Origin of the sequence: Pseudonocardia sp. SID8383 (assembly GCF_009864975.1) — a bacterium.
Lineage (GTDB): Bacteria > Actinomycetota > Actinomycetes > Mycobacteriales > Pseudonocardiaceae > Pseudonocardia > Pseudonocardia alni.
On record NZ_WWFY01001051.1, the window covers coordinates 1 to 22,952 of the forward strand.

Sequence of the window (22,952 nt, forward strand, 5' to 3'; positions counted from 1 at the left end):
TGCAACGCGAGGTCGTCGACCCGGGGGAGCCCACCGCCCGTCGCGGCGTGCGCGGCGACGAGGCCGCCACCGGCGAGCGCGGAGGTGAGTGCCTGCAGGGTGCGGGCCCGCCCCGCGCGGCGGTGCCTCCCGCCCCGCTCCGGGCCGACGTCACGGGTGACGACGGTCGTCGACGGCAGGGGTCGGCTCGGGTCGGTCCGGCTCGGGGAGCGCCGGGCCGCCACGGAGCCGGGGATGTTCCTCGGCACGCAGGGCGTCCTTCCTCGTCGGAGACGGCTGCGCCCGGGTGCCTGGGGAGCGGGGCGCGCGGGTCCTGCTGGGGATCAGGACCGTGACCGTTCCGTGATCGACCGTACGGATCGGGTTGTCCGTGTGGGGCCGGTCCGCGACCACCGGCCGTCGCGGTGCTGCGAGTGGCGGGCCGCTCGGCCGGAAGGATCAACCGTGATCCACCTGTTGCCGAGGTCGGGTCAGACGTCCTGGACGTCCCAGGTGCCCGCGGCGTAGTCGAGGGTGACCCGCAGGGCGCCACCGTCGCCGTGGCTGACGTAGACGAGCCGGTCGTCGGTGGCCTCGGCCACCTCGGTCCGCGCGTCGTACAGCCAGGGGTGACGCCTGCGCAGGCCGATCAGCTCCTGGTGCACGGCCAGGACGTGCGGGTCGGCGCCGGAGGGGAGGGACCCGTCGGCGGGGAACTCGGGGCGTACCGCGTCGTCGCCGCCGGCCCGCTCCTCCTTGACCCCGGTCAGGCCGAGCTCGTCGCCGGCGTAGACCGAGGGGGTGCCGCCGACGGTGCACAACACGGCGACGGCCAGCTCGATGTGGCGGCGGTCGTGCAGCTGCGACGCGAGCCGGGTGACGTCGTGGTTGCCGACGAAGGTGTTCGGCACCGCGGCGGCGACGAACCGGTCGTGGCGCTGCAGCGCCCACGCCAGCTCGTGCGGGTTGCCGTCGTTGAGGCTCGACCAGATCGCCTTCCACAGCTCGTACTGGGTGAGCGCGTCGATCGTGGTGGCGGCGGTGACCGCGTCGTGCTCGCCGTGGATGACCTCGCCGAGGAACCAGGCATCCGGGTGGCGCTCGCGGACGCGGGGGAGCACGTCGGCCCAGAAGTCGTCGGGGACGGTGTAGGCGGCGTCGAGCCGCCACCCGTCGGCGCCGCGGTCGAGCCAGTGGCAGAGCACGTCGGCGACGTGGTCGCGGACGGCGGGGTTGTCGTGGTCGAGGGTGTGCAGGCCGGGGTGGCCCTCGAAGACGGCGATCTCCCCGTCGTCGGTGTGCCGGAACCAGGCGTCGTCCGGCCCGCCGGGGTCGGCGCGGGCGGCGAGCAGCCGCGGGTGCTCGGGGCCGACGTGGTTGAACACGCCGTCGAGGAGGATCCGCAGGCCGCGTCCCTTCGCCTCGGCGACGAGCGCGTCGAAGTCGGCGTCCGAGCCCAGGCGCGGATCGATCCGCAGGTGGTCGGTGGTGTCGTAGCCGTGGGTGGCCGAGGCGAACACCGGGCCGAGCAGCAGCCCGTTCGCCCCCAGCGCGACGGCGTGGTCGAGCCAGCCGACGATCCGTCGCAGCGAGTGGTCCGCGCCGTCGCCGCGGTCGGGGTGGGCCCCGGTGAACCCCAGCGGGTACACGTGCCACCAGATCGCGTGCCGTACCCAGTCCATCCGCGCGACCCTAGTCGTCGAACGGGTCCCCGGCGCGCGCCCCGCCGAGCGCCCGGAGCAGCGAGGCGAACCCGCCCGCCACGTGCTCCTCGGTCGCGGCGGCGGCCCGGTCGGCGTCGCCTTCGGTCACCGCGTCGAGGATCGCCCGGTGCTCGGCGGCCGAGGCGGCGGCGCGGTCGTCGTCGTGCAGGGTCAGGTCCCACGGGAACGCCTGCCACAGCGCGGCGATCCGTTCCGGCAGTGCGGGCACGCCGCACCGGTCGTAGAGCAGGAAGTGGAACTCGCGGTTCCGCTCGCGGGCGGCGGCCGGGTCGTCGGCGGGGCGGTCGAGGACGGCGCGGGCCCGGGCGAGGTCGTGCCGCGAGACCCGCGGCGTCGCGCGGCGGACCGCGTGGGCCTCGGTGAGCCGGCGCACCACGTAGGTCGCGGTCACCCGGTCCACATCGACGCCGGCGACCCGCACCCCGCGGTGGTGCTCGGCGACGACCAGCCCCTCCGCGGACAGCAGGCTCAGCGCCTCGCGGACCGGGGTGATGGACGCGCCGAACCGGCGGGCCAGCTCGTCCTGGCGCAGCGGCGTCCCGCGGGCGAGGCCGCCGCCGAGGATGTCGCGGCGCAGCTCGTCGACGATCCGGTCGCGTTTCGTGCTCACCGCTCGTCGAGCCAGGCGAGGACGGCGTCGGTGTGCTCGCCGACGGCCGGGACCGGGTCCATCCGCGCGGTCCGTCCGGCGACGGTGATCGGCGGCCGCAGCGCGCGCAGCGGCCCGACCGGGCTGCCGACCTCGGTCCACCGGTCGCGCGCGGCGAGCTGCGGGTGCTCCAGCACCTCACCGACCTCGCGCTGCCGGGCGTGCGCGATCCGCGCCTCCACCAGCCGCGCGACGAGCTCGTCGCCGGTCAGGCCCGTGAACACGGTGTCGATCTCGGCGTGCAGGTCGGGTCGGTTCTCCACCCGGGCCCGGCCGCTCGCGAACCGCGGGTCGGTCGCGACCTCCGGGCGTCCCAGCACGACCTCGCAGAACGTCGCCCACTCCCGTTCGTTCTGGATCGACAGGACGACGTCGGTGCCGTCCCCGGCGGAGAAGGTGCCGTACGGGGCGATCGCGGCGTGGCTGGTGCCGGTCCGCTTCGGGGCGGTGCCGCCGTAGCCGGCGTAGTAGAGCGGGTAGCCCATCCACTCCACCAGCGAGTCGAACAGGCTGACCTCCAGGTCGGTGCCCTGCCCGGTGCGTTCCCGCTCGTAGAGCGCGGACAGGATGCCGGAGAAGGCGTACATGCCGGCGCCGATGTCGGCGGCCGGGATGCCGCTCTTCGCGGGCGCGTCCTCGGTGCCGGTGATCGAGACCAGGCCGGCCTCGGACTGGATGAGCAGGTCGTAGGCCTTGGCGTCGCGGTACGGGCCGGACGAGCCGTAGCCGGAGATCGAGCAGGTCACCAGCCGCGGGTACCGCTCGCGCAGCGCCGCGGCACCGAGCCCGAGCCGCTCGGCGGCGCCCGGGGCGAAGTTCTGCACGAACACGTCGGCCCGGTCCAGCAGCCGCAGCATCGTGGCGCGGCCGTCGTCGGACTTGAGGTCGAGGGTGACCGACTCCTTGGACCGGTTCAGCCACACGAAGTGGCTGGACATGCCGTGGACGGTCTCGTCGTAGTCGCGGGCGAAGTCGCCCGAGCCCTCGCGTTCGATCTTGATGACGCGGGCGCCGAGGTCGGCGAGGTGCCGGGTCGCCAGCGGTGCGGCGACGGCCTGCTCGCAGGACACGACGAGCAGCCCGTCCAGGGGGAGCGCCATCAGATGCTCCGCCTGTCGTCCCGGCCGATGCCGGACGCACCCCCGGTGACGATCGCGACCTTGCCCTGCAGTGCGCCCGCGGCCATGACGGCTCCTCGACGTCGAGACGGTGCCTGATCGCCGGAATAATGCACGATCCGGCGAGGTCATGCATCTCTCGAGGGCTGCCGCTGCACACGCCCCACCCCGCCACGCCGTCAAGCCACGTCGATCAGCACGTTGCGGCCCCCGGTGGGGCGGAAACGTGCTGATCGGATCGGCCGCGCGGTCCTCAGCCCACGGCGCGGGCGGCGGCGACGAAGTCGCGGATGCGGGCGTGGTCCTTCACACCGCGGGACGACTCGACGCCGCTGGAGACGTCGACGCCCCAGGGCCGGACGCGGCGCACCGCGGTGGCGACGGTGTCCGGGTCCAGCCCGCCCGCGAGCAGCCACCTCCCGGCCGGTCGCGGGTCGAGTGCCTCGGCGTCCCAGCGCTCGCCGGACCCGGCGACGGGGGAGTCGAGCAGCAGCACGTCCTCGCCGTACAGGCCCACGGTGAGGTCGGGGTCGTGGGCCAGCGAGGTCGCCCGCCACAGGGTGATCGGCGCGCGGGCGGCCGCGGTGAAGTCGTCGCGGGTGTAGCGGCCGTGCAGTTGCAGCACGTCGGCGCCGGCGTCGGCGGTCACCGCCGCGGCCCGGTCGGCGGGCAGGTCGGCGACGACGACGACCGACCGCACGCCGTCCGGCACCCGGGCGACGAGCGCGCCGAGGTCGGCCGGGTCGACGTGGCGGGGGCTCGGCGGATACACGACGAACCCGACCGCGTCGGCGCCGGCGGCCACGGCCGCGTCGACGTCACCGGGGGTCCGCAGCCCGCACACCTTGACGAACACGCGCCCGACCCTACGGGGCGCCCGGCCTCAGAGCTCGAGCACCAGCCGCGGCGACCGGGAGCGCGACACGCACAGCATCATCACCTCGTTCGACGCCTGCTCCTCCTCGGTGAGCAGCGAGTCCCGGTGGTCCGGCTCGCCGGCGAGGACCCCGGTCTCGCAGGTCCCGCAGGTCCCCTCCCGGCACGAGGACAGCGTCGCGATCCCGGCGCCCTCCAGGGCGTCGAGGATCGAGCAGCCCGCCGGGACGGCGACGACCGTCCCCGACCCCGACAGCTCCACCTCGAACGCCTCGTCCGGGCCGTCGAGCGCGCCGGGCCGGGCGGAGAACCGCTCGACGTGCACCGGCACGCCGAGACGCTCCCCCTCGGCCTCGACGGCGGCGAGCAGCCCCTCCGGCCCGCAGCAGTACACGGGTCGCCCGGCGGCCGCGGCCAGGATCCCGGCGACGTCGAGCAGCCCGGCCTCGTCCTGCGGCACCAGGGCCACCCGGTCGGGGTGACGCCCGGCGAGCTCGGTGAACGCCATCGAGGCCCGGCTGCGCCCGCCGTGGACGAGCTGCCAGTCCGCGCCCGCGGCGTGCGCCGCCGCGATCATCGGGACCAGCGGGGTGATGCCGATCCCGCCGGCGACGAACACGTAGCCCGGGGCGTCGACGAGTGCGAACCGGTTGCGCGGCCCGCGGACGAGCACCGTGTCTCCCTCGGCGACGACGTCGTGCACGTGCGCCGAGCCGCCCCGCCCGGCGGGCTCGCGCAGCACCGCGACCCGGTAGACCGAGCGCTCGCCCGGATCCCCGCACAGCGAGTACTGCCGGACGAGGTCCGCGGTCAGGACGAGGTCGAGGTGCGCACCGGGCGTCCACTCCGGGAGCTCGGCGCCGGACGGGTCGCGCAGGGTCAGCAGCACGACGTCGTCGGCGAGGAGCTCCTTCTTCTCCACCACCAGGTGCAGCTCGGGTTCGGTCACGACGTACTCCAGGTCTCGTGGTCCACGGGGCAGCCCAGCAGCCAGTCCCACAGCGGCACCGGGTCGTCGAAGACGCGTTCGGCGCCGCAGTGGCACACCGCGCGCAGCAGGTCGGTGCCCAGCACCCAGTGGATGCGCTGGACACGGTGCCCGTGCAGGACGGGCGGGGCCTCGGGGATCGCGCTCACCGGGCGGGCGCCGGGGACGGGACCGCCGGTGCCGCGCCGGCCATCCGGGCGAGCATCCGGCGCGCGGCGAGCCCGCCGGTGTCGATGTTGACCGACAGCTCCTGGTAGCCCGCCGGCTCGGTGGCGATCACCTTCTCCAGCACGTCGAGTGCCTCGACGTCCTGCAGCACGACGGTGCGGTTCTGCTCGGCGAGGAACGCCGAGACCTCGACGTCGGCGAGGGCGAAGTCGCGCGCGACCATCCAGAAGTCGTGTGTGGAGTGCTCGGTCTCCGGGGTGATCGCGTAGACGACCTCCACGTGGAAGGCGTCCGGGTCGGAGCCGTCGGCGTGCGGGACCGAGCCGACCGGCGCGATCCGGGAGTGCAGCTTGTACAGGCACGGCGGGGTGTACTCGATGTCCTGCCAGCGCGAGATCCGCCCGGACAGGCCGGTGGAGCGTTCGTAGAACGGCGGGCACTCGGCGTCGGCCATGTGCCGCGAGACGTAGACGACGCCGGCGTCCTCGTCGACCTCGGTGGAGATCGGGGTGGCGGCGACCTCGGGGGTGCCGATGTAGCCGCCGTGCAGGTAGGTCTCGTGCGACAGGTCGAGCAGGTTGTCCACCAGCAGTGAGAACCGTGCGGCCAGCGGCTCCATCCCGCGCACCGTGGTCCACGCGGCGTCGTCGAGGTAGGTCGCGCGGGGGATGCGCAGCGGGTCGGCGCGCTCCGGGTCCCCGATCCAGATCCAGATCAGTGAGTCCTGCTCGACGACGGGGTAGGCCGCCAGCCGGGCCGTGCGCGGCACCCGGTTCTGCCCCGGCACCGCCACGCACTTCCCGTCGGCGCCGTAGGTGAATCCGTGGTAGCCGCAGACGACGGTGTCGCCGACGAGCCGGCTCGGGGCCTGGGACAGCGGGAACCGGCGGTGCACGCAGCGGTCGGCGTGCGCGGTGACCTGGCCTGCCTCGGTGCGCCAGAACAGGATCGGCTCGTCGCAGATCGTGCGGCCGAACAGCTCGCGGCCGATCTCGGCGGAGTAGGCGGCGACGTACCACTGGTCGCGGGGGATCGAGCTCATGCGGGGACTCCCTGGGTGGTGGGGGTGTCGGATCGGCGGAGCAGCAGGACGAGGGCGGCCGCGCCGACGAACACGGCCGCGAAGAGCAGGTAGAGCGACTGCGGGGTCGCTCCACCGTCGAGCAGCGACCCGGCCAGGGTCGGCGCGAGGATCGCCCCGGACCGGCCGACCGCGAGCGCGGTGCCGACGCCGGTGGTGCGCACGTCGGCGCCGTAGGAGGTCGGTGCCATCGCGTACAGCCCGGCGACGCAGCCGTTGACGAACAGCCCGACCAGCGCGGCGACGACGAACGCCACCGCGAGCGAGGAGGTACTGGCGATGAACACGGCCAGCAGCACCGCGGTGGCCAGCAGGTATCCGGCGAGCACGTGCCGCAGCGCGAACCGGGCGGCGAGCAGGCCGAGCCCGGCGGCACCGAAGATGCCGCCGACGTTGAGCAGGGTGCCGCCGGCGATGCCCGCGTCCGGGGAGAGCCCGGCCTCGACCAGCAGGGTCGGCGTCCAGCTGGTGACGAAGTAGAACCCGGCCATCACGCAGAAGAAGCTGATCCAGAGCAGCACCGTGGTGCGGCGCAGCGCCGGGCGCAGCAGCGCCCCGTACCCCGCGGCGACGCCGGTCCGCACCGGAGCGCCGTCGGGGAGGGCGGGCAGCGCCGCGTGCCCCATCCGCGCCAGCAGCGCGTTGACCCGCTCCAGCGCCCCGGCCGGGCGGCGCACGAGCAGGAAGTCCAGGGACTCCGGCAGCCGCCACCAGACCAGCGGGACCGCGGCCAGGGTCGCCAGGCCCCCGGCGAGGAACACCGACCGCCAGCCGAACTGCCCGATCAGCGTGGCCGCGAGCACGCCGCCGAGGACGGCCCCGATCGCGTAGCCGGTGGAGTTCAGGCTGACCGCGAGCCCCCGCCAGCGGGCCGAGGCGTACTCCGCGGCGACGACGTTGCTGGTGGCGAGGATGCCGCCGACGCCGAGCCCGGTGATCAGTCGCAGCGCGCCGAGCTGGCCGGGGGACTGCGCCGCGGCCGAGCCCAGCATGGCGAGGCCCGCCACGACCAGGCAGCCCAGCACGATCGGCCGCCGCCCGACGCGGTCGGCCCACGGTCCGATGAGGACCGAACCGGCGGCCATGCCGACCAGGCCCGCGGACAGGAGCAGCCCGAGCTGGCTGCCGGACAGGTCCCACTCGGTGGCGACCGAGCGGCCCGTGAAGGCCATGACCAGCACGTCGAAGCCGTCGAGGACGTTGAGCAGGACGCACGCCGCGACCGCGCCCCACTGGTACCGGGACATCGGTGCGTCGTCGAGCAGGCGGCGGACGGTGTCCGCCGCGGGGGATGGGCGCATGGTGGGACTCCGTCGTCTCCGCGCGGTCGTGGTGGTGCAGCGAGGATGCGGGGCGACGGGGGCCGCGCCGTACGTTCCTTCCGGATAATGGAAGGGTTTCAGCGCGTGGAGGTGCTGAGCGCGCGGCTGATCCCGGCGGCGGTGGTGCGCACCAGCGGGGCGAGCGCGCGGGCGGACACGCTGCCGTGCCGCACGACGAGCGAGACGGCCGCGACGACCTGACCACGGGCGTCGGAGACGGGGGCGCCGACCGACAGCGCGTCGTCGGTGACCTGCCGGTCGCTGACCGAGTGGCCGTCGCGGCGGACGTCGGCGAGCATGCGGCGCATCCGCTGCGGGTCGGTCACCGTGAACGGGGTGTAGCGCTCGATCCTTGCGCCCAGTACCTCGTCCTGCAGCTCCGGCGGCGAGTGCGCGAGCAGTACCAGCCCGACCCCGGTCGCGGTGAGCGCGAAACGCCCCCCGACCCGGGTCTGCACCGGGACCGCGCCGGAGCCGGCGAGCCGCTCGACGAACACCACCTCGGCGCCCTCGCGCACCGCGAGCTGCACGTTCTCCCGGGTGACCCGGGACAGGTCCTCCAGGAACGGCAGCGCCGTCTCGCGCAGCGCCTGCCCGCGCGGGGCGAGCGCGCCGAGCTCCCAGACGCGCAGCCCGATCCGGTAGCGGCCCTCGTCGTCACGTTCCAGCGCGCCCCACGCCGCCAGGTCGGCGACGAGCCGGTGCGCGGTCGACAGGGGGACGCCACCGTGCCGGGCGAGGTCGCTGAGCGACAGCGCGGGCCGGTCGGGGCCGAACGCGTCGAGCAGGCCGAGCGCGCGCACCACGACCGACCCGGTCGGTCCGACCGGGTGGCCGCGCCGCGACGTGGTCATGCCCGCCAGTATCAGGCGTCGTAGTCGACCGTGGCGGTGTCGGTCACCGGGCGGGACTGGCAGGTGAGGACGAACCCGGCGGCGACCTCGTCGTCCTCCAGCGCGTAGTTGCGCCGCATGGTCACCTCGCCGCCGGTCACCTTCGCCCGGCACGTCCCGCACACCCCGCCCTTGCAGGCGAACGGCAGGTCGCCACGGACCTTCTGGGCGGCGTCGAGGACGTACTCGCCCGCCGGGACGGCCAGCGTCGTCGACCGTCCGTCGAGGACGACCGTGACCTGCGCGCCGTCGCCGTCCCGCTCGGGCTCGTGGCGGTCGACCTCCGGCGGCGGCTCGTCGACGTAGAACAGCTCGCGGTGCACCCGGCGCCGCTCGACGCCCCGCTCACCGAGCACCGCGACCGCGGCCTCGGTCATGCCGAGCGGGCCGCACAGCCACCAGTCGTCGACGTCGCCGGTGTCGACCAGCGCGGTGAACAGCAGCCGCAGCCGGTCGGCGTCCAGCCTGCCGTTGACGATCTCGGCCTCGGTGGGTTCGCGCGAGAGCACGTGCAGCAGATGCAGCCGCGGGCCGTAGCGGTTCTTCAGGTCGGCGATCTCCTCGGTGAACATCACCGTGTCGGTCCGCCGGTTGCCGTAGACGAGGGTGACGCGGGTGTCGTCGTGCGCGGCCAGCAGCGACGCCGCGATCGACAGCACCGGGGTGATCCCGGACCCGGCGGCGACGAGTCCGTGGTGCGTGCCCGCGGTCAGCTCGGGGGTGAACGACCCGGCCGGCGGGCCGACCTCGACGACGTCGCCCGGGCTCACCTCGTCGACCAGCCAGGCGGAGAACAGGCCGCCGTCGACCCGGCGCACCCCCACCCGCGGTGCGGTCCCGGCGGCGGAGCAGATCGAGTACGACCGGCGCTCCTCGCCGTCGGCGGTGTCCTTCCGGAGGGTCAGATACTGGCCGGGCCGGAAGTCGTAGTGCCCGCGCAGATCCTCGGGGACGTCGAAGGTGACGGCCACGGCGTCGTCGCACAGCCGGTCGACCTCGGTCACCACGAGCCGGTGGAAGCCGGCGGGCAGCGCGTCGTCCTCGGCCAGCAGGGCCTCGATCTCGTCGTCCAGGGCGAGCGTCGTCCGGCCGTACGCCTGGTTGGCCCGGGCCTGCCACGCCGCCGCGCGCCGCTCGCTCATCGGATCTCCTCGCCGGTCCGGTCGATCACCGGGCACGCTCCGCTCCTCGCTCGCCAGGGCTCGCTGCGATGCTCACGCACCCTCAGATCTCCTTCATGTGCTCGAACGGCTCACGGCAGGTGGTGCACCGCCGCAGCGCGGTGCACGCGGTCGGGCCGAAGCGCGACAGCTCCTCGGTCGCCCGGGACCCGCACTGCGGACAGGGCACGACCGTCGACGGCGCGTCCAGCGTCAGCGGGATCGGTCCGCCCGTCCGCGGGGCGCTCCCGGGTGGCGCGACGCCGGCCTCGGCGAGCTTGCGCCGCCCGGCCTCGCTGATCCAGTCCGTGCTCCAGGCGGGGGAGAACACCGTCCGCACCTCGACGCCGGTGTACCCGGCCGCGGCGAGCGCGCCGCGGATGTCCGCGCGCATCTCCTCGATCGCCGGGCAGCCGGAGTAGGTCGGGGTGATCGTGACCGTCACCGTGTCGTCCTGTTCGGACACCGAGCGGATCACGCCGAGGTCGTCGAGGGTGAGCATCGGCATCTCGGGGTCGACGACCTGCGCGACGACCGTGCCCGCCCCGCTCACCAGGACGCCCCGGGGTGCCGGCGCGCGAGGCTCTGCAGCACGACGAGCGCGGGCTCCAGCTTCTCGGTGTGCACGCCCTGGCGGCCGCCGCGGCCCCCGATCGTGCCGGTCGGCGGCACCTGCGGCACGGTCAGCGTGGCCCGTCCGATCACCTGCGCGAGCACGGCGTCGACCTCCTCGCGGGTGTCCGCCGGGTCGACGGCGACACCGGCGGCGACCAGGCGTCGCTCGGTGTCGGTGGTGCGGAACAGCTCGCCGAGGTGCGGCCACACCCACTCCAGCGCGTCCTGCATGCGCCGGTGCGACTCCGGCGTGCCGTCGCCGAGGCGCAGCGTCCACCGCGCGGCGTGGTCACGGTGGTAGGTGACCTCCTTGACCCCCTTCGCGGCGACGGCGGCGACCACCGGGTCGGCGGAGTCCGTGAGCCGGTGCAGCAGCGCGAGCCGCCAGCTGGAGAACACCAGCAGCCGGGCGATGGCGCGGGCGAAGTCCAGGTCGTCGGACGGCTCGACGAGCCCGACGCAGCGGAACTCCGACACCTCGCGCCAGTAGGCCAGCGCGTCCTCGTCGCGGCCGGTCAGGTGCCCGGCGCGGGACAGCAGCACCCGGGCCTGGCCGAGCAGGTCGAGCGCGGTGTTGGCGAGCGCGACCTCCTCCTCCAGCTCCGGGGCGTTCGAGACCCACTCGGTCAGGCGGTGGGACAGGATCAGCGCGTCGTCGCCGAGCATCAGGCAGTACTCCGCGAGGTCCGCCGGATCGGTGCCCGCGGGAACCGGCGCGACGATGTCCGCCTCGCTGTCCTCGAACCCCGAGCCGAACGCCCAGCGCGGGTCGTCGCCCTCCTCGGTGAGGCCGTCGTAGACGGAGCCGCTCACAGGTGCGGCACCTCCTCCGGGATCGCGTAGAACGTCGGATGCCGGTAGATCTTGTCCCCGCTCGGGCCGAAGAACGGGTCCTTCTCGTCCGGGCTGGACGCGGTGATCGCGTCGGCGCGGACCACCCAGATGCTCACACCCTCGTTGCGGCGGGTGTAGACGTCGCGGGCGTTGTGCAGGGCCATCTCGTCGTCCGCGGCGTGCAGCGACCCGACGTGGACGTGGTTGAGCCCGCGCTTGCCGCGGACGAAGACCTCGTAGAGCGGCCAGGCGCGACGGCTCGGCTTCGCACCCCGCCCGGTCTCGACACCCGTCGTCGGGACGGCGCCGTGGCCGCCCTCGGCGTTCATGCTCGTTCCGCCTGCGCTGCTCTCGGTGTTCATGCTCGTTCCGCCTGCGCTGCGCTCGGTGCTCATGTCCTGCTCGCTCATGCCCGTGCCCCCTGCTTCTCCGCGTAGGCCTGCGCCGCCTCGCGCACCCACGCCCCGTTCTCGTGCGCGCGACGCCGGTGGTCCAGCCGCTGCCGGTTCGCCGGCCCCGCCCCGGAGACCACGGCGGTGAACTCCGACCAGTCCGGTTCGCCGAAGTCGTGCGCCTGCCGCTCGTCGTTCCAGCGCAGGTCCGGGTCGGGCAGCGTGACGCCCAGCACCGCCGCCTGCGGGACGGTCATGTCGACGAAGCGCTGGCGCAGCTCGTCGTTGGTGTGGCGCTTGATGCCCCACGCCATCGACTGGTGCGTGTTGGGGGAGTCGCCGTCGGCCGGGCCGAACATCATCAGCGACGGCCACCACCAGCGGTCCACCGACTCCTGCACCATGCGCTTCTGCGCCTCGGTCCCCGCGGTCAGCGCGAGCAGCGACTCGTAGCCCTGACGCTGGTGGAACGACTCCTCCTTGCAGATGCGGATCATCGCCCGGGCGTAGGGCCCGTAGGAGCAGCGGCACAGCGGGACCTGGTTCGCGATCGCCGCGCCGTCGACCAGCCACCCGATGACGCCGATGTCCGCCCAGGACAGCGTCGGGTAGTTGAAGATCGAGCTGTACTTCTGCTTGGAGTCGATCAGCTTCTCGGTGAGCTCCTCGCGGTCGACGCCGAGGGTCTCCGCGGCCGCGTAGAGGTACATGCCGTGGCCGGCCTCGTCCTGCACCTTGGCCAGCAGGATCGCCCTGCGCCGCAGCGACGGCGCACGCAGCAGCCAGTTGCCCTCCGGCTGCATCCCGATGATCTCCGAGTGCGCGTGCTGGGCGATCTGCCGGATCAGGCTCCTGCGGTAGGCCTCGGGCATCCAGTCCCGCGGCTCGATCCGCTGGTCCGCCGCGATCGTCGCGTCGAACCGCTCCTCCAGCTCCGCCGGGGATGGCGCGGTGCTCGTCACTGGACACCTCCGTACCGAATGTTCGTTCGGCTACGAGTGTGGCGGATGAGCGGGGGATCCCGCAACCCCGGCACCGGGTGTCGCGTTCCGGTGGTCGCGACCACGCGGACGCGACGCTCGGCGATGAGGGGAACCGCTGAGCCGCCGGTGTCGTCCAAGGCGCATGGATCTTTCGCGGCCCTTCTGCGGTGCGACGGCGGTCCGTGCCGGGCTGGTCACCCCGAACCAGCTGCGCGGCCCGCGCTTCCGGCGTCTGGTGCGCGGCGTGCACGTCCGCGCCGAGGTGCCGGTGACCTACCTGTTGCGGTGCGAGGCCGCGGCCCTGGCGGTCGGAGCGCTCGCCGTCACGGGGGCCCCCGTGCCCGGCGGCGGTTCCGTCGCGCTCGCGGGCTGGGCGGCGGCGGAGGTGCACGACGCCCGGTGCGCTCCGAAGGATGTCCCGGTCGAGATCGTGGCGCCGGGTGGCAGTCGGCGGATCCGCGGCGGCGTGCTCGTCCACCGCGGCCTGCTCGCGCCGGACGAGCTGGTGCCGGGGGTACGGATCCCGGTCCCCGGAGGCCGCCGACCGAGGTTCGTACCCGGCCGGACGGTCACCGCCACCACGCCGCTGCGCACCGCCTTCGACCTGGCCCGCCGGGTGCCGCGGGTGGAGGCCGTGATCGCTCTCGACGCCCTGGCCCGGGTCGGTGGCTTCACTCCGACCTCGGTGCTCGACCTCGCCGGGCGGCGTCCGGGCGCGCGCGGGATCCGGCGGCTCCCCGGCCTCGTCGCGCTGTCGGATCCGCTCGCCGGGTCACCGATGGAGACCCGCGTCCGGCTGGCGCTGCACGACGGCGGGCTGCCGCCACCGGTGCTGCAGCACCCCGTCGGCCCCTACCGGATCGACCTCTCCTACCCGCACGTACGACTCGGGATCGAGTACGACGGCGAGCACCACCGCGATCCGGCGCAGGCCCGCAAGGACCTGGAGCGTCAGCAGTACCTGTCCCGCGCGGGCTGGACGATCCTGCGCCCCTCCGCCGTCGACGTCCTCCTGTACCCGGAGTCCCTCGCCCTCTCCGTCCGGGCCCACCTCGAGCGTCGCGAAGCCGTGGTGCCGGGCACCGGTTCGTCACGCTCGGCGTGACTCAGCGGTGCAGGCGGAGCAGGCCGGCGTCGGTGGGTGGGAGGGCGCAGGAGCGGTAGAAGGGGATCAGGTGGGGGGCGAAGTCCACGTGCAGCCAGGTGCAGCCCGCCGCGGTGGCCTGCTCCACGGCCCCGGCGACCAGCGCCCGGCCGATCCCGCGGCGGCGGTACCCGTCGGCGACGACGAGGTCGAGCAGGAACGCGTGCCGGTCGCCGTCCCAGGCGAGGTTGACGAACCCGGCGAGCGCCTCGCCGTCGCGGGCGTCGAGCCAGCTCAGGCTGTGTGCGGCGAGCTGGGCGGACCAGCGTCGCAGGCGTGGGGTCTCGTCGAACCCGGCGGCGTGCAGCGCGGAGAGCGCGGCGTCGTCGACCTCGGGGCGGACGCGGACCCGGACGTCGGTCACGGGGCCGGGACGATGCCGGAGAAGGCGGCGCGGACGACGTCCTCGGGCAGGGTGGCGGTCCCGGGGCGGCCTGGGCGGTACCACTCGACGATCGAGTTGATCGTGCCGGACAGCAACCGTGCGGCCAGGGCGGGGTCGACGTCGGAGCGGACCTCGCCGGCGTCGACGGCGTCGCGGACCAGGGCGCGCACGGCCGCGTCGAACGCACGGCGGCGTTCCAGTGCCCAGCGCTCGGTCTCGGTGTTGCCGCGCACCCGGAGCAGCAGGGTGACGTACGGCAGCTCGGCCATCAGCACCCCGACCTGCGCGGCGACGATCACCCGCAGCCGGTCGGCGGGGGAGCCGGTGCGGGCCTCGGGGAGGTCGAGCACGCCGAACAGCCCGTCGACGGCGCGTTCCAGCGCCGCGCGCAGCAGCGCCTCCTTGCCCGCGAAGTGGTGGTAGAACGACGACTTCGTGATCCCGGCGGCCCGCGAGAGGTCCTCCATCGACGTCGCGTCGTAGCCGCGGTCGATGAACTCCCCGACCGCGGTCTCGAGCAGCGCGTCGCGGCCGCCGCTGGGCCGCCGGGCCCGCTTGACCGGCGAGCTCATCGGCCCTCGAAGACGGGCTTCTTCTTCGCGAGGAAGTCGCTCACGGCCTGCTGGTGGTCGCGCGTGGTCGACAGCCGGACCTGGGCGTCGGCCTCGTACTCCAGGACGGCGGGGAGCTCGTTGACCGCGCCGAAGCGCAGCGCGCCCTTCACCTCGGCGTAGGCGCGGGTGGGTCCGGCGGCCAGCCGGCGCGCGAGCTCCAGTGCGGTGCCGAGGACCTCATCGGCCGGGACGACGTCGCGCACCAGGCCCCAGTTGCGGGCGTCCTCGGCGGTGAACTGCTCGTTCAGCAGCACCAGTTCGGTCGCCCGGGAGACGCCGACGGCGTGCGCGAGCGACGCCGCGAGGCCGCTGTCGGTGGACAGTCCGATGCCGGTGAACGCGGTGGAGAACTTCAGGCCCTCCGCAGCGATCCTCAGGTCGGCGGCCAGCGCGATGCCGAGCCCGGCGCCCACGCACGGTCCGTTGATCGCGGCGATCACCGGCTTGGGCGCTTCGTTGAGCGCGCGGATCAACGGGTTGTAGTGCCGGCGGACGGTTCCCAGGGCGTCGACGGGGTCGACCTCGAGCGCCGCGGCGTGCTCGCCCAGGTCCTGGCCGACGCAGAACGCCTTCCCGGCCCCGGTCAGCACGACGGCACGCACCGTCTCGTCCGCGGCGACCTCCACGGCCGCCGCGAGCAGCGCCTCCTTGAGCTCGACGGTGAGCGCGTTGTACTTCGCGGGGCGGTTCAGCGTGACCACTGCGACCGACGGGTCGGTCTCGTCGCGGGTCACGAGGACGGCGGGATCGGTGCCGGTGGCGGGGGAGGACATCCGGTGAGCCTAGCGGCCGACCGAACGATCGGTCTCCCCTTCCTGCCGGCGTCCGGACGGACCCTGGTGCGGTTCCGTGGACCGGTGCTAGGTTCGCCCGAACGAACGGTCGGTTCAATTGCTGACCCGCGACGACGAAGCGCGACGGAGGCTCGCCGATGACCCTGCTCCGCAGTCACCTCTCCGGTACCTGGCAGACCGGGAGCGGCGAGGGCCGCCCGCTGTACAACGCGGTGACCGGCGAGGAGGTCGCCCGTGTCTCCGCCGAGGGCCTGGACCTCGGCGCGGCCCTGGCCCACGGTCGCCGCACCGGTGGCCCGGCCCTGCGCGAGCTGACCTTCCACCAGCGCGCCGCACTGCTGAAGGCACTCGGCGGGCACCTGCGCGAGCACCGTGAGGAGCTCTACGCCGTCTCCGCGCGCACGGGGGCGACCCTCGACGACTCGACGTTCGACATCGACGGCGGCATCGGGGTTCTGCTCGCCTACGCCTCGAAGGCCAAGCGTGAGCTGCCCAACGACACCGTGTTCGTCGAGGGCGCGGTCGAGCCGCTGAGCCGCGGCGGCAGCTTCCTCGGCCAGCACGTGCTGACCCCGCGTCACGGAGTCGCGGTGCAGGTCAACGCGTTCAACTTCCCGGTCTGGGGGCCGCTGGAGAAGCTCGCCCCGGCGTTCCTCGCCGGTGTCCCCACGCTGATCAAGCCGGCGTCGCCGACCGCGTTCCTGACCGCGAGGCTGGTCGAGCTGATCGTGGACTCGGGTCTGCTGCCCGACGGCGCGGTCCAGTTCGTCGCCGGGTCGTTGGGGGACTGCTTCGACCACCTCACCGGACAGGACCTGGTGAGCTTCACCGGCTCGGCGTCGACCGCTCAGACCCTGCGCAGCCACCCCGGGGTCGTCCGGAACTCCGTGCGGTTCTCCGCCGAGGCCGACTCGCTGAACCTGGCCGCGCTCGGCCCGGACGCGACGCCCGGCACCGAGGAGTTCGACCTCTTCGTGAAGGCCCTGACCACCGAGATGACGGTCAAGGCCGGGCAGAAGTGCACCGCGATCCGGCGCGCGTTCGTGCCGCGCGCACACGTCGACGCCGTCGTCGAGGCCGTCACCGCGCGGCTCGCGAGGGTCGTGGTCGGCGCCCCCGGCGCCGAGGGCGTCCGGATGGGGGCGCTCGCGAGCCTCGACCAGCGCGAGGAGGTGCGCCGCAGCGTGAAGGCCCTGCGCGATGCCGGCCGGATCGTGTTCGGCGACCCCGACCACGTCGAGGTGACCGGCGCCGACGCCGACCGTGGCGCGTTCGTCTCCCCGCTGCTGCTGGTCGGTGACCCGGACCGCGCCGAGCCGCACGAGGTCGAGGCGTTCGGCCCGGTGTCGACCGTGCTGCCCTACGACACTCCTGCGCAGCTGATCGACTACGCCGCCCGCGGTCAGGGGTCGCTCGCCGGGTCCGTCGTCTCCGCCGACCCCGGGTTCGTCCGCGAGGTCGTGCTCGGTGTCGCGCCGTTCCACGGCCGCGTGCACGTGCTCAACGCCCGCGACGCGGGCGAGTCCACCGGGCACGGGTCGCCGCTGCCGCAGCTCGTCCACGGCGGCCCGGGCCGCGCCGGCGGCGGTGAGGAGATGGGCGGCGTGCGCGGGGTGTTCCACCACATGCAGCGCACCGCGGTCCAGGCCGACCCCGACTCGCTCGCCGCGATCACCGGCCGCTGGGTCACCGGTGCGCAGCGCCACACCACCGACGTGCACCCGTTCCGCAGGCATCTCGAGGAGCTGCGCCCCGGCGACTGCCTGGTCGCCGGTCCGCGCCGGGTGACCCGGGAGGACGTGGAGCACTTCGCCGAGTTCACCGGCGACACGTTCTACGCGCACATGGACGAGGCCGCCGCCGCGGCGAACCCGCTGTTCGGGCAGCGCGTCGCGCACGGCTACCTGGTCGTCTCGCTGGCCGCCGGCCTGTTCGTCGACCCGGACCCGGGCCCGGTGCTCGCGAACTTCGGCGTCGACGGGCTGCGGTTCCTCACCCCGGTCCGCTTCGACGACGAGCTGACCGTGACCCTGACCTGCAAGCAGCTCACCCCGCGCGAGTCCGCCGGCTACGGCGAGGTCCGCTGGGACGCCGACGTCACGCGGCAGGACGGCGAGTCCGTCGCCCGCTACGACGTACTCACCCTCGTCGCGAAGAAGGACGCGTGATGACGGCGGCGACGAGGCGCCTCGGCGACGCGCCCCCGGCCGAGCTGCTGGACCCCGCCGAGCGGATGTCGGTCGACGAGCTGCGTGCGCTGCAGCTGGAGCGTCTGCAGTGGTCGCTGCGGCACGCCTACGACAACGTGCCGCACTACCGCGCGAGGTTCGACGAGCACGGCGTGCGCCCCGCCGACTGCCGCGAGCTCGCCGACATCGCGAAGTTCCCGACGACGACCAAGGCCGACCTGCGGGAGACCTACCCGTTCGGCATGTTCGCGGTGCCGCGTGAGCGGATCGCGCGGATCCACGCGTCGTCGGGCACGACGGGGCGCCCGACCGTCGTCGGCTACACCGCGGGTGACCTCGACCGGTGGGCCGGGCTCGTCGCCCGGTCGATCCGGGCCGCGGGCGGGCGCCCCGGCCACCGCGTCCACGTCGCCTACGGGTACGGCCTGTTCACCGGCGGGCTCGGCGCGCACTACGGCGCGGAGAAGCTGGGCGCGACCGTCATCCCCGTCTCCGGCGGGATGACCCCGCGCCAGGTGCAGCTCATCGGCGACTTCGAGCCCGAGGTCATCATGCTGACCCCGAGCTACATGCTCACCCTGCTCGACGAGTTCGAGCGCCAGGGTGTCGACCCCCGGTCGACGAGCCTGCAGGTCGGGATCTTCGGTGCCGAGCCCTGGACCGAGCAGATGCGCGCCGAGATCGAGGAGCGGGCCGGCATCCACGCCGTCGACATCTACGGGCTGTCCGAGGTCATGGGACCCGGCGTGTCACAGGAGTGCGTGGAGACCAAGGACGGTCTGCACATCTGGGAGGACCACTTCCTGCCCGAGGTCGTCGACCCGCTCGACGGCACCCCGCTGCCCGACGGCTCCGAGGGAGAGTTGCTGTTCACCAGCCTCACCAAGGAGGGGCTGCCGATCATCCGCTACCGCACCCGCGACCTCACGACATTGCTCCCGGGTACCGCGCGGCCGCAGATGCGGCGGATGGCCAAGATCACCGGCCGGTCCGACGACATGATCATCCTGCGCGGGGTGAACGTCTTCCCGACCCAGATCGAGGAGATCGTGCTCCGCACGCCCGGGCTCGCGCCGCACTTCCAGCTGGAGCTGACCACCCAGGGCAGGCTCGACGCGATGACCGTGCGCGTGGAGGCCCGCGGCGACACGCCCGCCGACCGTCGCGACCCGGCCGCCGCGGAGCTCGTGCGCGCGGTGAAGGAGACCGTCGGTATCTCCGTGACCTGCGACGTCGTGGACCCCGACACCCTGGAGCGCTCGGTCGGGAAGCTGCAGCGGCTCAAGGACCACCGGGAGCCGAGGAGCTGACCTCCTCGGCGGGGAATGCCGTGGGTCGCGCGCGGGTTGCGACCGGTCGTGAAGCTCGAGATCTGGTCCGACGTCGTCTGCCCGTGGTGCGCGATCGGGCGGGCGCGTCTGCAGGCGGCGTTGTCCGGTTTCGCACACCGCGACGCGGTGACGCTGCGGTGGCGCAGCTTCGAGCTCGATCCGGCCGCGCCGCGCAAGCAGCCCGGTGACCGGGCCGAGCACCTGGCGGCCAAGTACGGCGTGAGCGTCGCGGCGGCCCGCCGGATGGAGGGCCAGGTCACCGCCACCGCGGCCGCGGACGGGTTGGAGTTCCGCTTCGACCGGGCCCGCCACGGCAACACCGCCGACGCCCACCGGCTGCTGCACCACGCCTGGGAGACCGGCGGCGCCACGGTGCAGGACGAGCTGAAGGGCCGGCTGCTGCGGGCCTCGTTCACCGACGGCGAGCCGATCGGTGACCCGGAGGCGCTGGTCCGGATCGCCGTCGGCGCCGGGCTCGACGAGGACGGCGTCCGCGCGGTGCTCGGCTCCGACCGCCACCTCGACGACGTCCGCGCCGACGAGGACCTGGCCCGCCGCCTGGGCATCACCTCGGTGCCGTTCCTGGTGATCGACGACCGCTACGGCGTCGCGGGCGCCCAGCCGATCGAGGCGCTGCGCGAGGTGCTGGACACCGCCTGGGCCGAGGGCACACCCGCCCGCGGCTAGCGGGACTCGTCCTCGAAGATCAGGATCGTCCGGGTCGACACCACGGCCGGCAGCGCCTGCAGGCGTTCGAGCACGACGCTGCGCAGCGCGTCGTTGCCGGTGGTGCGCACCAGCAGCAGTACGTCGAAGTCCCCGCCGACCAGCGCCATGTGCCGGACCTCGGGGATCGCGCGCAGCTGTTCGCGCAGCTCGCGCCAGCTGTTCTGGCGCACTGTCAGCGTCACGTACGCCGAGGTGTGCAGCCCCACCTTGTCCTGGTCGACGAGCGCGGTGAACCCGGTGACCACGCGATCGTCGACGAGCCGGGCGAGGCGGGCGTAGGCGTTCGCCCGCGAGATCGTCAGGCGCTCGGCCAGCGCGCGCCCGGTCAGCCTGCCGTCGCGCTGCAGCTCCCCGACCATCCGCCGGTCGATGTCGTCGAGCACCGGCCCCTCCGTTCGTCTCGCCGCGCCCCGCCGGACACCGGTGACCCGGACCACTCGTCCGGAGCGGTGCCGCGCTGCGGGCCGATCGTCTCGGCATCTCCGCTTTCCGAGTCGATCGTACGGATCATGCGCCATTCTCGAGGCACTGTGTCCGCACGGAGGGGAGTCATCGTGGACGACCGGCGCGAGACCGTCCGCCTGCTGGAACCGGACGGCACCACGGTGCCCGGCGCTCAGCTCCCGCCGCCGGACCGGCTGCTCGACGGCTACCGCGGCCTGGTGCACGCCCGGCGGCTCAACGAGCAGGCCGGCGCGCTGGTCCGGCAGGGGCGTCTGGCCGTGTACCCGTCCTCGCGCGGCCAGGAGGCCTGCCAGGTGGCCGCGGCGATGGTGCTGGGCGACGACGACTGGCTCTTCCCGACCTACCGCGACACCGCAGCGATCGTCGCGCGCGGTGTCGACCCGGTGGAGGTGCTCACGATGCTGCGGGGGGACCGGCACTGCGGCTACGACGTCGCCGGCCACCGCGTCGCCCCGCAGGCGACCCCGCTCGCCACACAGCTGCTGCACGCCGTCGGCGTCGCCCACGCCGCGCGGCTCAAGGGCGAGCCCGACGCCGTCCTGGCGCTCTGCGGCGATGGCGCGACCAGCGAGGGCGACTTCCACGAGGCGCTGAACTTCGCCGCGGTGTTCCGGGCGCCGGTGGTGTTCCTCGTGCAGAACAACAAGTACGCGATCTCGGTGCCGCTGCATCGGCAGAGCGCAGCCGCCGACCTCGCGGACAAGGCGGTCGGCTACGGCATGCCCGGTGTGCGGGTCGACGGCAACGACCTCCCCGCGCTGCTCACCGTGCTCGACGGCGCCGTCTCCCTGGCCCGCTCCGGTGGCGGCCCGACGCTGGTGGAGGCCGACACCTACCGCATGGAGGCCCACACCAACGCCGACGACGCGGGCCGCTACCGCGACGAGAGCGAGGTCGCCTCCTGGGCAGGCCGCGACCCGCTGGTGCGTCTGCGCGCTCGGCTGCGCGCCGACGGCCTGCTCGACGACGACGCCGAGCGCGCGCTCACCGACGACGCCGAGCGGATGGCCGCCGCCCTGCGCGCCGGCATCGCGGCCGAGTCCCCGGTGGACCCCGAGGACCTGTTCGCCCACGTCTACGCCCACCCCACCCCGCAGCTGCGCGAGCAGCGCGCCCAGCTGCGCGCCGAGCTGGAGGTCACGCCGTGAAGACCGGTCCCGTGAAGCTCACCATGGCGCAGTCGATCAACACGGCGCTGCGCGAGGCGATGGCCGCCGACCCGACCGTCGTCGTGTTCGGGGAGGACGTCGGTCCGCTCGGCGGGGTCTTCCGGGTCACCGACGGGCTCACGGCCGAGTTCGGCGAGCACCGCTGCTTCGACACCCCGCTCGCCGAGTCCGGCATCGTCGGCACGGCGGTGGGGATGGCGATGAACGGGCTGCGGCCCGTCGTCGAGATGCAGTTCGACGCGTTCGCCTATCCGGCGTTCGAGCAGATCGCCAGCCACGTCGCGAAGTTCGGCAACCGCACCTCGGGCCGGATGCGGCTGCCGATGGTCATCCGGGTGCCCTACGCCGGCGGGATCGGCGGCGTCGAGCACCACTGCGACTCCTCCGAGGCGTACTACGCCCACACCGCCGGGCTGACCGTGCTCGCCCCGGCCACGAACGCCGACGCCCACGGCCTGCTCCGCGCGGCGATCGAGTACCCGGATCCGGTGGTCTTCCTGGAGCCGAAGAAGCACTACTTCATGAAGGAGGAGGTGGACACGACCGTCCCGGTGCCGCCGATCGGACGTGCCGTCGTCCGCCGCCCCGGGGTCGACGCGACGCTCATCGCCTACGGCCCGACGGTCCCGGTCGTGCTCGCCGCCGCCGAGGAGGCCGCCCGCGAGGGCCGTGACCTGGGCGTGGTCGACCTGCGGTCGATCGTGCCGTTCGACGACGAGACCGTCTGCGCGCAGGTCCGCCGGACCGGGCGGGCGGTCGTCGTCGCGGAGGCCCCGGGGTTCGCCTCGGTCGCCTCGGAGATCGCCGCCAGGATCTCCGAGCGGTGCTTCCACCACCTCGAGGCGCCGGTGCGCCGGGTGACCGGATTCGACGTGCCCTACCCGCCGCCGAAGCTGGAGCAGCACCACCTGCCCGGGGTGGACCGGGTGCTCGACGCCGTCGACTCGCTCGGCTGGGAGGACGCGGCGTGAGTGCGCAGGTGTTCACCCTGCCCGACCTGGGGGAGGGGCTGACCGAGGCCGAGCTGGTCCGCTGGCTGGTGGCCGACGGGGACACCGTCGGCGTCGACCAGCCCGTGGCCGAGGTGGAGACGGCGAAGGCCGTGGTCGAGGTGCCGTCGCCGTACGCGGGCACGGTGCTGACCCGGCACGGTGCGGAGGGCGAGACGCTGCGGGTCGGGGAGCCGCTGGTGTCGGTCGGGGACGCCGGGGACACCGGATCGGGGAACGTCCTGATCGGGTACGGCACGTCCGGCGGGCACGAGGGGGCCCGCCGGCGTCGCCGGGCCGCGAAGCGCGCCGACCCACCCGCGCCCGCCCCTTCGCCCGTGCCCGCCGACTCACCCGCGCC

General features: G+C 74.2%; 26 protein-coding genes. 7 read left to right on the plus strand and 19 right to left on the minus strand.

The window, feature by feature from the left end:
* The 15 genes from GTW08_RS25345 to paaA form a co-directional block, all read right to left on the minus strand.
* Positions 1-248 (minus strand): hypothetical protein (locus tag GTW08_RS25345; RefSeq protein WP_161152639.1); only part of this gene is annotated, 248 nt, incomplete at its 3' end.
* Between the two features lie 222 nt (positions 249-470).
* Positions 471-1,661: an alpha-amylase family glycosyl hydrolase gene (locus GTW08_RS25350; RefSeq protein WP_073577382.1), complete on the minus strand. Its 1,191-nt coding sequence runs from the start codon at positions 1,659-1,661 to the stop codon at positions 471-473.
* Positions 1,662-1,671: 10 nt separating this feature from the next.
* Positions 1,672-2,313, minus strand: coding sequence for a GntR family transcriptional regulator (locus GTW08_RS25355; protein WP_073577383.1), 642 nt, complete (start codon positions 2,311-2,313; stop codon positions 1,672-1,674).
* Complete coding sequence (locus GTW08_RS25360) at positions 2,310-3,452, minus strand: CaiB/BaiF CoA transferase family protein (protein WP_073577384.1); 1,143 nt, start codon at positions 3,450-3,452, stop codon at positions 2,310-2,312. Before GTW08_RS25360 ends, GTW08_RS25355 begins: the two co-directional genes overlap by 4 nt.
* Positions 3,453-3,723: 271 nt before the next feature.
* Positions 3,724-4,326: a phosphoribosylanthranilate isomerase gene (locus GTW08_RS25365; protein ID WP_073577385.1), complete on the minus strand. Its 603-nt coding sequence runs from the start codon at positions 4,324-4,326 to the stop codon at positions 3,724-3,726.
* Positions 4,327-4,353: 27 nt separating this feature from the next.
* Positions 4,354-5,295, minus strand: a complete 942-nt coding sequence (locus GTW08_RS25370) for a PDR/VanB family oxidoreductase (protein WP_304580187.1) — start codon at positions 5,293-5,295, stop codon at positions 4,354-4,356.
* Positions 5,292-5,483 (minus strand): hypothetical protein, encoded by a 192-nt coding sequence (locus tag GTW08_RS25375; RefSeq protein ID WP_073577386.1) that lies wholly within the window; start codon positions 5,481-5,483, stop codon positions 5,292-5,294. Before GTW08_RS25375 ends, GTW08_RS25370 begins: the two co-directional genes overlap by 4 nt.
* Positions 5,480-6,544: an aromatic ring-hydroxylating dioxygenase subunit alpha gene (locus tag GTW08_RS25380; protein ID WP_073577387.1), complete on the minus strand. Its 1,065-nt coding sequence runs from the start codon at positions 6,542-6,544 to the stop codon at positions 5,480-5,482. The genes GTW08_RS25375 and GTW08_RS25380 overlap by 4 nt, the downstream gene beginning before the upstream one ends.
* Entirely contained in the window at positions 6,541-7,884 is a 1,344-nt protein-coding gene (locus GTW08_RS25385; RefSeq protein ID WP_073577388.1) for an MFS transporter, read from the minus strand. Before GTW08_RS25385 ends, GTW08_RS25380 begins: the two co-directional genes overlap by 4 nt.
* Before the next feature lie 98 nt (positions 7,885-7,982).
* Positions 7,983-8,759 (minus strand): IclR family transcriptional regulator, encoded by a 777-nt coding sequence (locus tag GTW08_RS25390; RefSeq protein ID WP_073577389.1) that lies wholly within the window; start codon positions 8,757-8,759, stop codon positions 7,983-7,985.
* An 11-nt stretch (positions 8,760-8,770) separates the two neighbouring features.
* Positions 8,771-9,940, minus strand: coding sequence for a 1,2-phenylacetyl-CoA epoxidase subunit PaaE (paaE, locus tag GTW08_RS25395; protein ID WP_083658962.1), 1,170 nt, complete (start codon positions 9,938-9,940; stop codon positions 8,771-8,773).
* 82 nt (positions 9,941-10,022) lie between these two features.
* Positions 10,023-10,511: a 1,2-phenylacetyl-CoA epoxidase subunit PaaD gene (gene paaD, locus GTW08_RS25400; RefSeq protein ID WP_304580188.1), complete on the minus strand. Its 489-nt coding sequence runs from the start codon at positions 10,509-10,511 to the stop codon at positions 10,023-10,025.
* Positions 10,508-11,386, minus strand: a complete 879-nt coding sequence (gene paaC, locus GTW08_RS25405; protein ID WP_073577390.1) for a 1,2-phenylacetyl-CoA epoxidase subunit PaaC — start codon at positions 11,384-11,386, stop codon at positions 10,508-10,510. The genes paaD and paaC overlap by 4 nt, the downstream gene beginning before the upstream one ends.
* A complete protein-coding gene (gene paaB, locus GTW08_RS25410; RefSeq protein ID WP_139282956.1) occupies positions 11,383-11,769 on the minus strand; it encodes a 1,2-phenylacetyl-CoA epoxidase subunit PaaB in 387 nt (128 codons plus the stop codon). Before paaB ends, paaC begins: the two co-directional genes overlap by 4 nt.
* A gap of 44 nt (positions 11,770-11,813) precedes the next feature.
* Complete coding sequence (gene paaA / locus GTW08_RS25415; RefSeq protein WP_073577392.1) at positions 11,814-12,761, minus strand: 1,2-phenylacetyl-CoA epoxidase subunit PaaA; 948 nt, start codon at positions 12,759-12,761, stop codon at positions 11,814-11,816.
* A gap of 163 nt (positions 12,762-12,924) precedes the next feature.
* On the opposite strand from paaA, the gene GTW08_RS25420 reads away from it, so the two are divergent.
* Positions 12,925-13,887 (plus strand): DUF559 domain-containing protein, encoded by a 963-nt coding sequence (locus tag GTW08_RS25420; protein WP_073577393.1) that lies wholly within the window; start codon positions 12,925-12,927, stop codon positions 13,885-13,887.
* Position 13,888: 1 nt separating this feature from the next.
* Here GTW08_RS25420 and GTW08_RS25425 read toward each other — a convergent pair whose 3' ends face one another.
* Genes GTW08_RS25425 through GTW08_RS25435 form a run of 3 tightly spaced genes read right to left on the minus strand, consistent with a single transcriptional unit; the run spans position 13,889 to position 15,698 of the window.
* Positions 13,889-14,290, minus strand: coding sequence for a GNAT family N-acetyltransferase (locus GTW08_RS25425; protein WP_073577394.1), 402 nt, complete (start codon positions 14,288-14,290; stop codon positions 13,889-13,891).
* Complete coding sequence (locus GTW08_RS25430; RefSeq protein ID WP_073577395.1) at positions 14,287-14,883, minus strand: TetR/AcrR family transcriptional regulator; 597 nt, start codon at positions 14,881-14,883, stop codon at positions 14,287-14,289. Before GTW08_RS25430 ends, GTW08_RS25425 begins: the two co-directional genes overlap by 4 nt.
* Positions 14,880-15,698 carry an enoyl-CoA hydratase/isomerase family protein gene (locus GTW08_RS25435; RefSeq protein ID WP_073577396.1) on the minus strand — a complete coding sequence of 273 codons (819 nt, stop codon included), beginning with the start codon at positions 15,696-15,698 and terminating at the stop codon, positions 14,880-14,882. Before GTW08_RS25435 ends, GTW08_RS25430 begins: the two co-directional genes overlap by 4 nt.
* 158 nt (positions 15,699-15,856) lie before the next feature.
* Here GTW08_RS25435 and paaZ point away from each other — a divergent pair, with 158 nt between their 5' ends.
* The 3 genes from paaZ to GTW08_RS25450 are packed head-to-tail and all read left to right on the plus strand — an operon-like array spanning position 15,857 to position 19,926.
* Positions 15,857-17,887, plus strand: coding sequence for a phenylacetic acid degradation bifunctional protein PaaZ (gene paaZ / locus GTW08_RS25440; protein WP_073577397.1), 2,031 nt, complete (start codon positions 15,857-15,859; stop codon positions 17,885-17,887).
* The gene (gene paaK, locus GTW08_RS25445; RefSeq protein WP_100878394.1) at positions 17,887-19,218 is read left to right on the plus strand and encodes a phenylacetate--CoA ligase PaaK; all 1,332 of its coding nucleotides are present in this window, start codon (positions 17,887-17,889) and stop codon (positions 19,216-19,218) included. The genes paaZ and paaK overlap by 1 nt, the downstream gene beginning before the upstream one ends.
* Before the next feature lie 48 nt (positions 19,219-19,266).
* Complete coding sequence (locus tag GTW08_RS25450; protein WP_202417673.1) at positions 19,267-19,926, plus strand: DsbA family protein; 660 nt, start codon at positions 19,267-19,269, stop codon at positions 19,924-19,926.
* Here GTW08_RS25450 and GTW08_RS25455 read toward each other — a convergent pair.
* A complete protein-coding gene (locus GTW08_RS25455) occupies positions 19,923-20,351 on the minus strand; it encodes an Lrp/AsnC family transcriptional regulator (protein WP_304580190.1) in 429 nt (142 codons plus the stop codon). The two genes, GTW08_RS25450 and GTW08_RS25455, sit on opposite strands and share 4 nt — an antisense overlap.
* Positions 20,352-20,549: 198 nt before the next feature.
* On the opposite strand from GTW08_RS25455, the gene GTW08_RS25460 reads away from it, so the two are divergent.
* The 3 genes from GTW08_RS25460 to GTW08_RS25470 all read left to right on the plus strand — a co-directional run.
* Complete coding sequence (locus GTW08_RS25460) at positions 20,550-21,581, plus strand: thiamine pyrophosphate-dependent dehydrogenase E1 component subunit alpha (protein WP_237454182.1); 1,032 nt, start codon at positions 20,550-20,552, stop codon at positions 21,579-21,581.
* 23 nt (positions 21,582-21,604) lie between these two features.
* Complete coding sequence (locus GTW08_RS25465) at positions 21,605-22,573, plus strand: alpha-ketoacid dehydrogenase subunit beta (RefSeq protein WP_083658972.1); 969 nt, start codon at positions 21,605-21,607, stop codon at positions 22,571-22,573.
* Positions 22,570-22,952: biotin/lipoyl-containing protein (locus GTW08_RS25470; protein ID WP_346009971.1), on the plus strand; the 383-nt coding region annotated here is incomplete at its 3' end. The genes GTW08_RS25465 and GTW08_RS25470, both read left to right, overlap by 4 nt.

Bases quoted from the DNA above. Each gene is read 5' to 3' on its own strand.
- GTW08_RS25350 (WP_073577382.1), bottom strand. From the start codon at position 1,661: ATGGACTGGGTACGGCACGCGATCTGGTGGCACGTGTACCCGCTGGGG.
- GTW08_RS25360 (WP_073577384.1), bottom strand. From the start codon at position 3,452: ATGGCGCTCCCCCTGGACGGGCTGCTCGTCGTGTCCTGCGAGCAGGCC.
- GTW08_RS25380 (WP_073577387.1), bottom strand. From the start codon at position 6,544: ATGAGCTCGATCCCCCGCGACCAGTGGTACGTCGCCGCCTACTCCGCC.
- GTW08_RS25385 (WP_073577388.1), bottom strand. From the start codon at position 7,884: ATGCGCCCATCCCCCGCGGCGGACACCGTCCGCCGCCTGCTCGACGAC.
- GTW08_RS25390 (WP_073577389.1), bottom strand. From the start codon at position 8,759: ATGACCACGTCGCGGCGCGGCCACCCGGTCGGACCGACCGGGTCGGTC.
- paaE (WP_083658962.1), bottom strand. From the start codon at position 9,940: ATGAGCGAGCGGCGCGCGGCGGCGTGGCAGGCCCGGGCCAACCAGGCG.
- paaB (WP_139282956.1), bottom strand. From the start codon at position 11,769: ATGAACACCGAGAGCAGCGCAGGCGGAACGAGCATGAACGCCGAGGGC.
- GTW08_RS25420 (WP_073577393.1), top strand. From the start codon at position 12,925: ATGGATCTTTCGCGGCCCTTCTGCGGTGCGACGGCGGTCCGTGCCGGG.
- GTW08_RS25430 (WP_073577395.1), bottom strand. From the start codon at position 14,883: ATGAGCTCGCCGGTCAAGCGGGCCCGGCGGCCCAGCGGCGGCCGCGAC.
- GTW08_RS25435 (WP_073577396.1), bottom strand. From the start codon at position 15,698: ATGTCCTCCCCCGCCACCGGCACCGATCCCGCCGTCCTCGTGACCCGC.
- paaZ (WP_073577397.1), top strand. From the start codon at position 15,857: ATGACCCTGCTCCGCAGTCACCTCTCCGGTACCTGGCAGACCGGGAGC.
- paaK (WP_100878394.1), top strand. From the start codon at position 17,887: ATGACGGCGGCGACGAGGCGCCTCGGCGACGCGCCCCCGGCCGAGCTG.
- GTW08_RS25465 (WP_083658972.1), top strand. From the start codon at position 21,605: ATGGCGCAGTCGATCAACACGGCGCTGCGCGAGGCGATGGCCGCCGAC.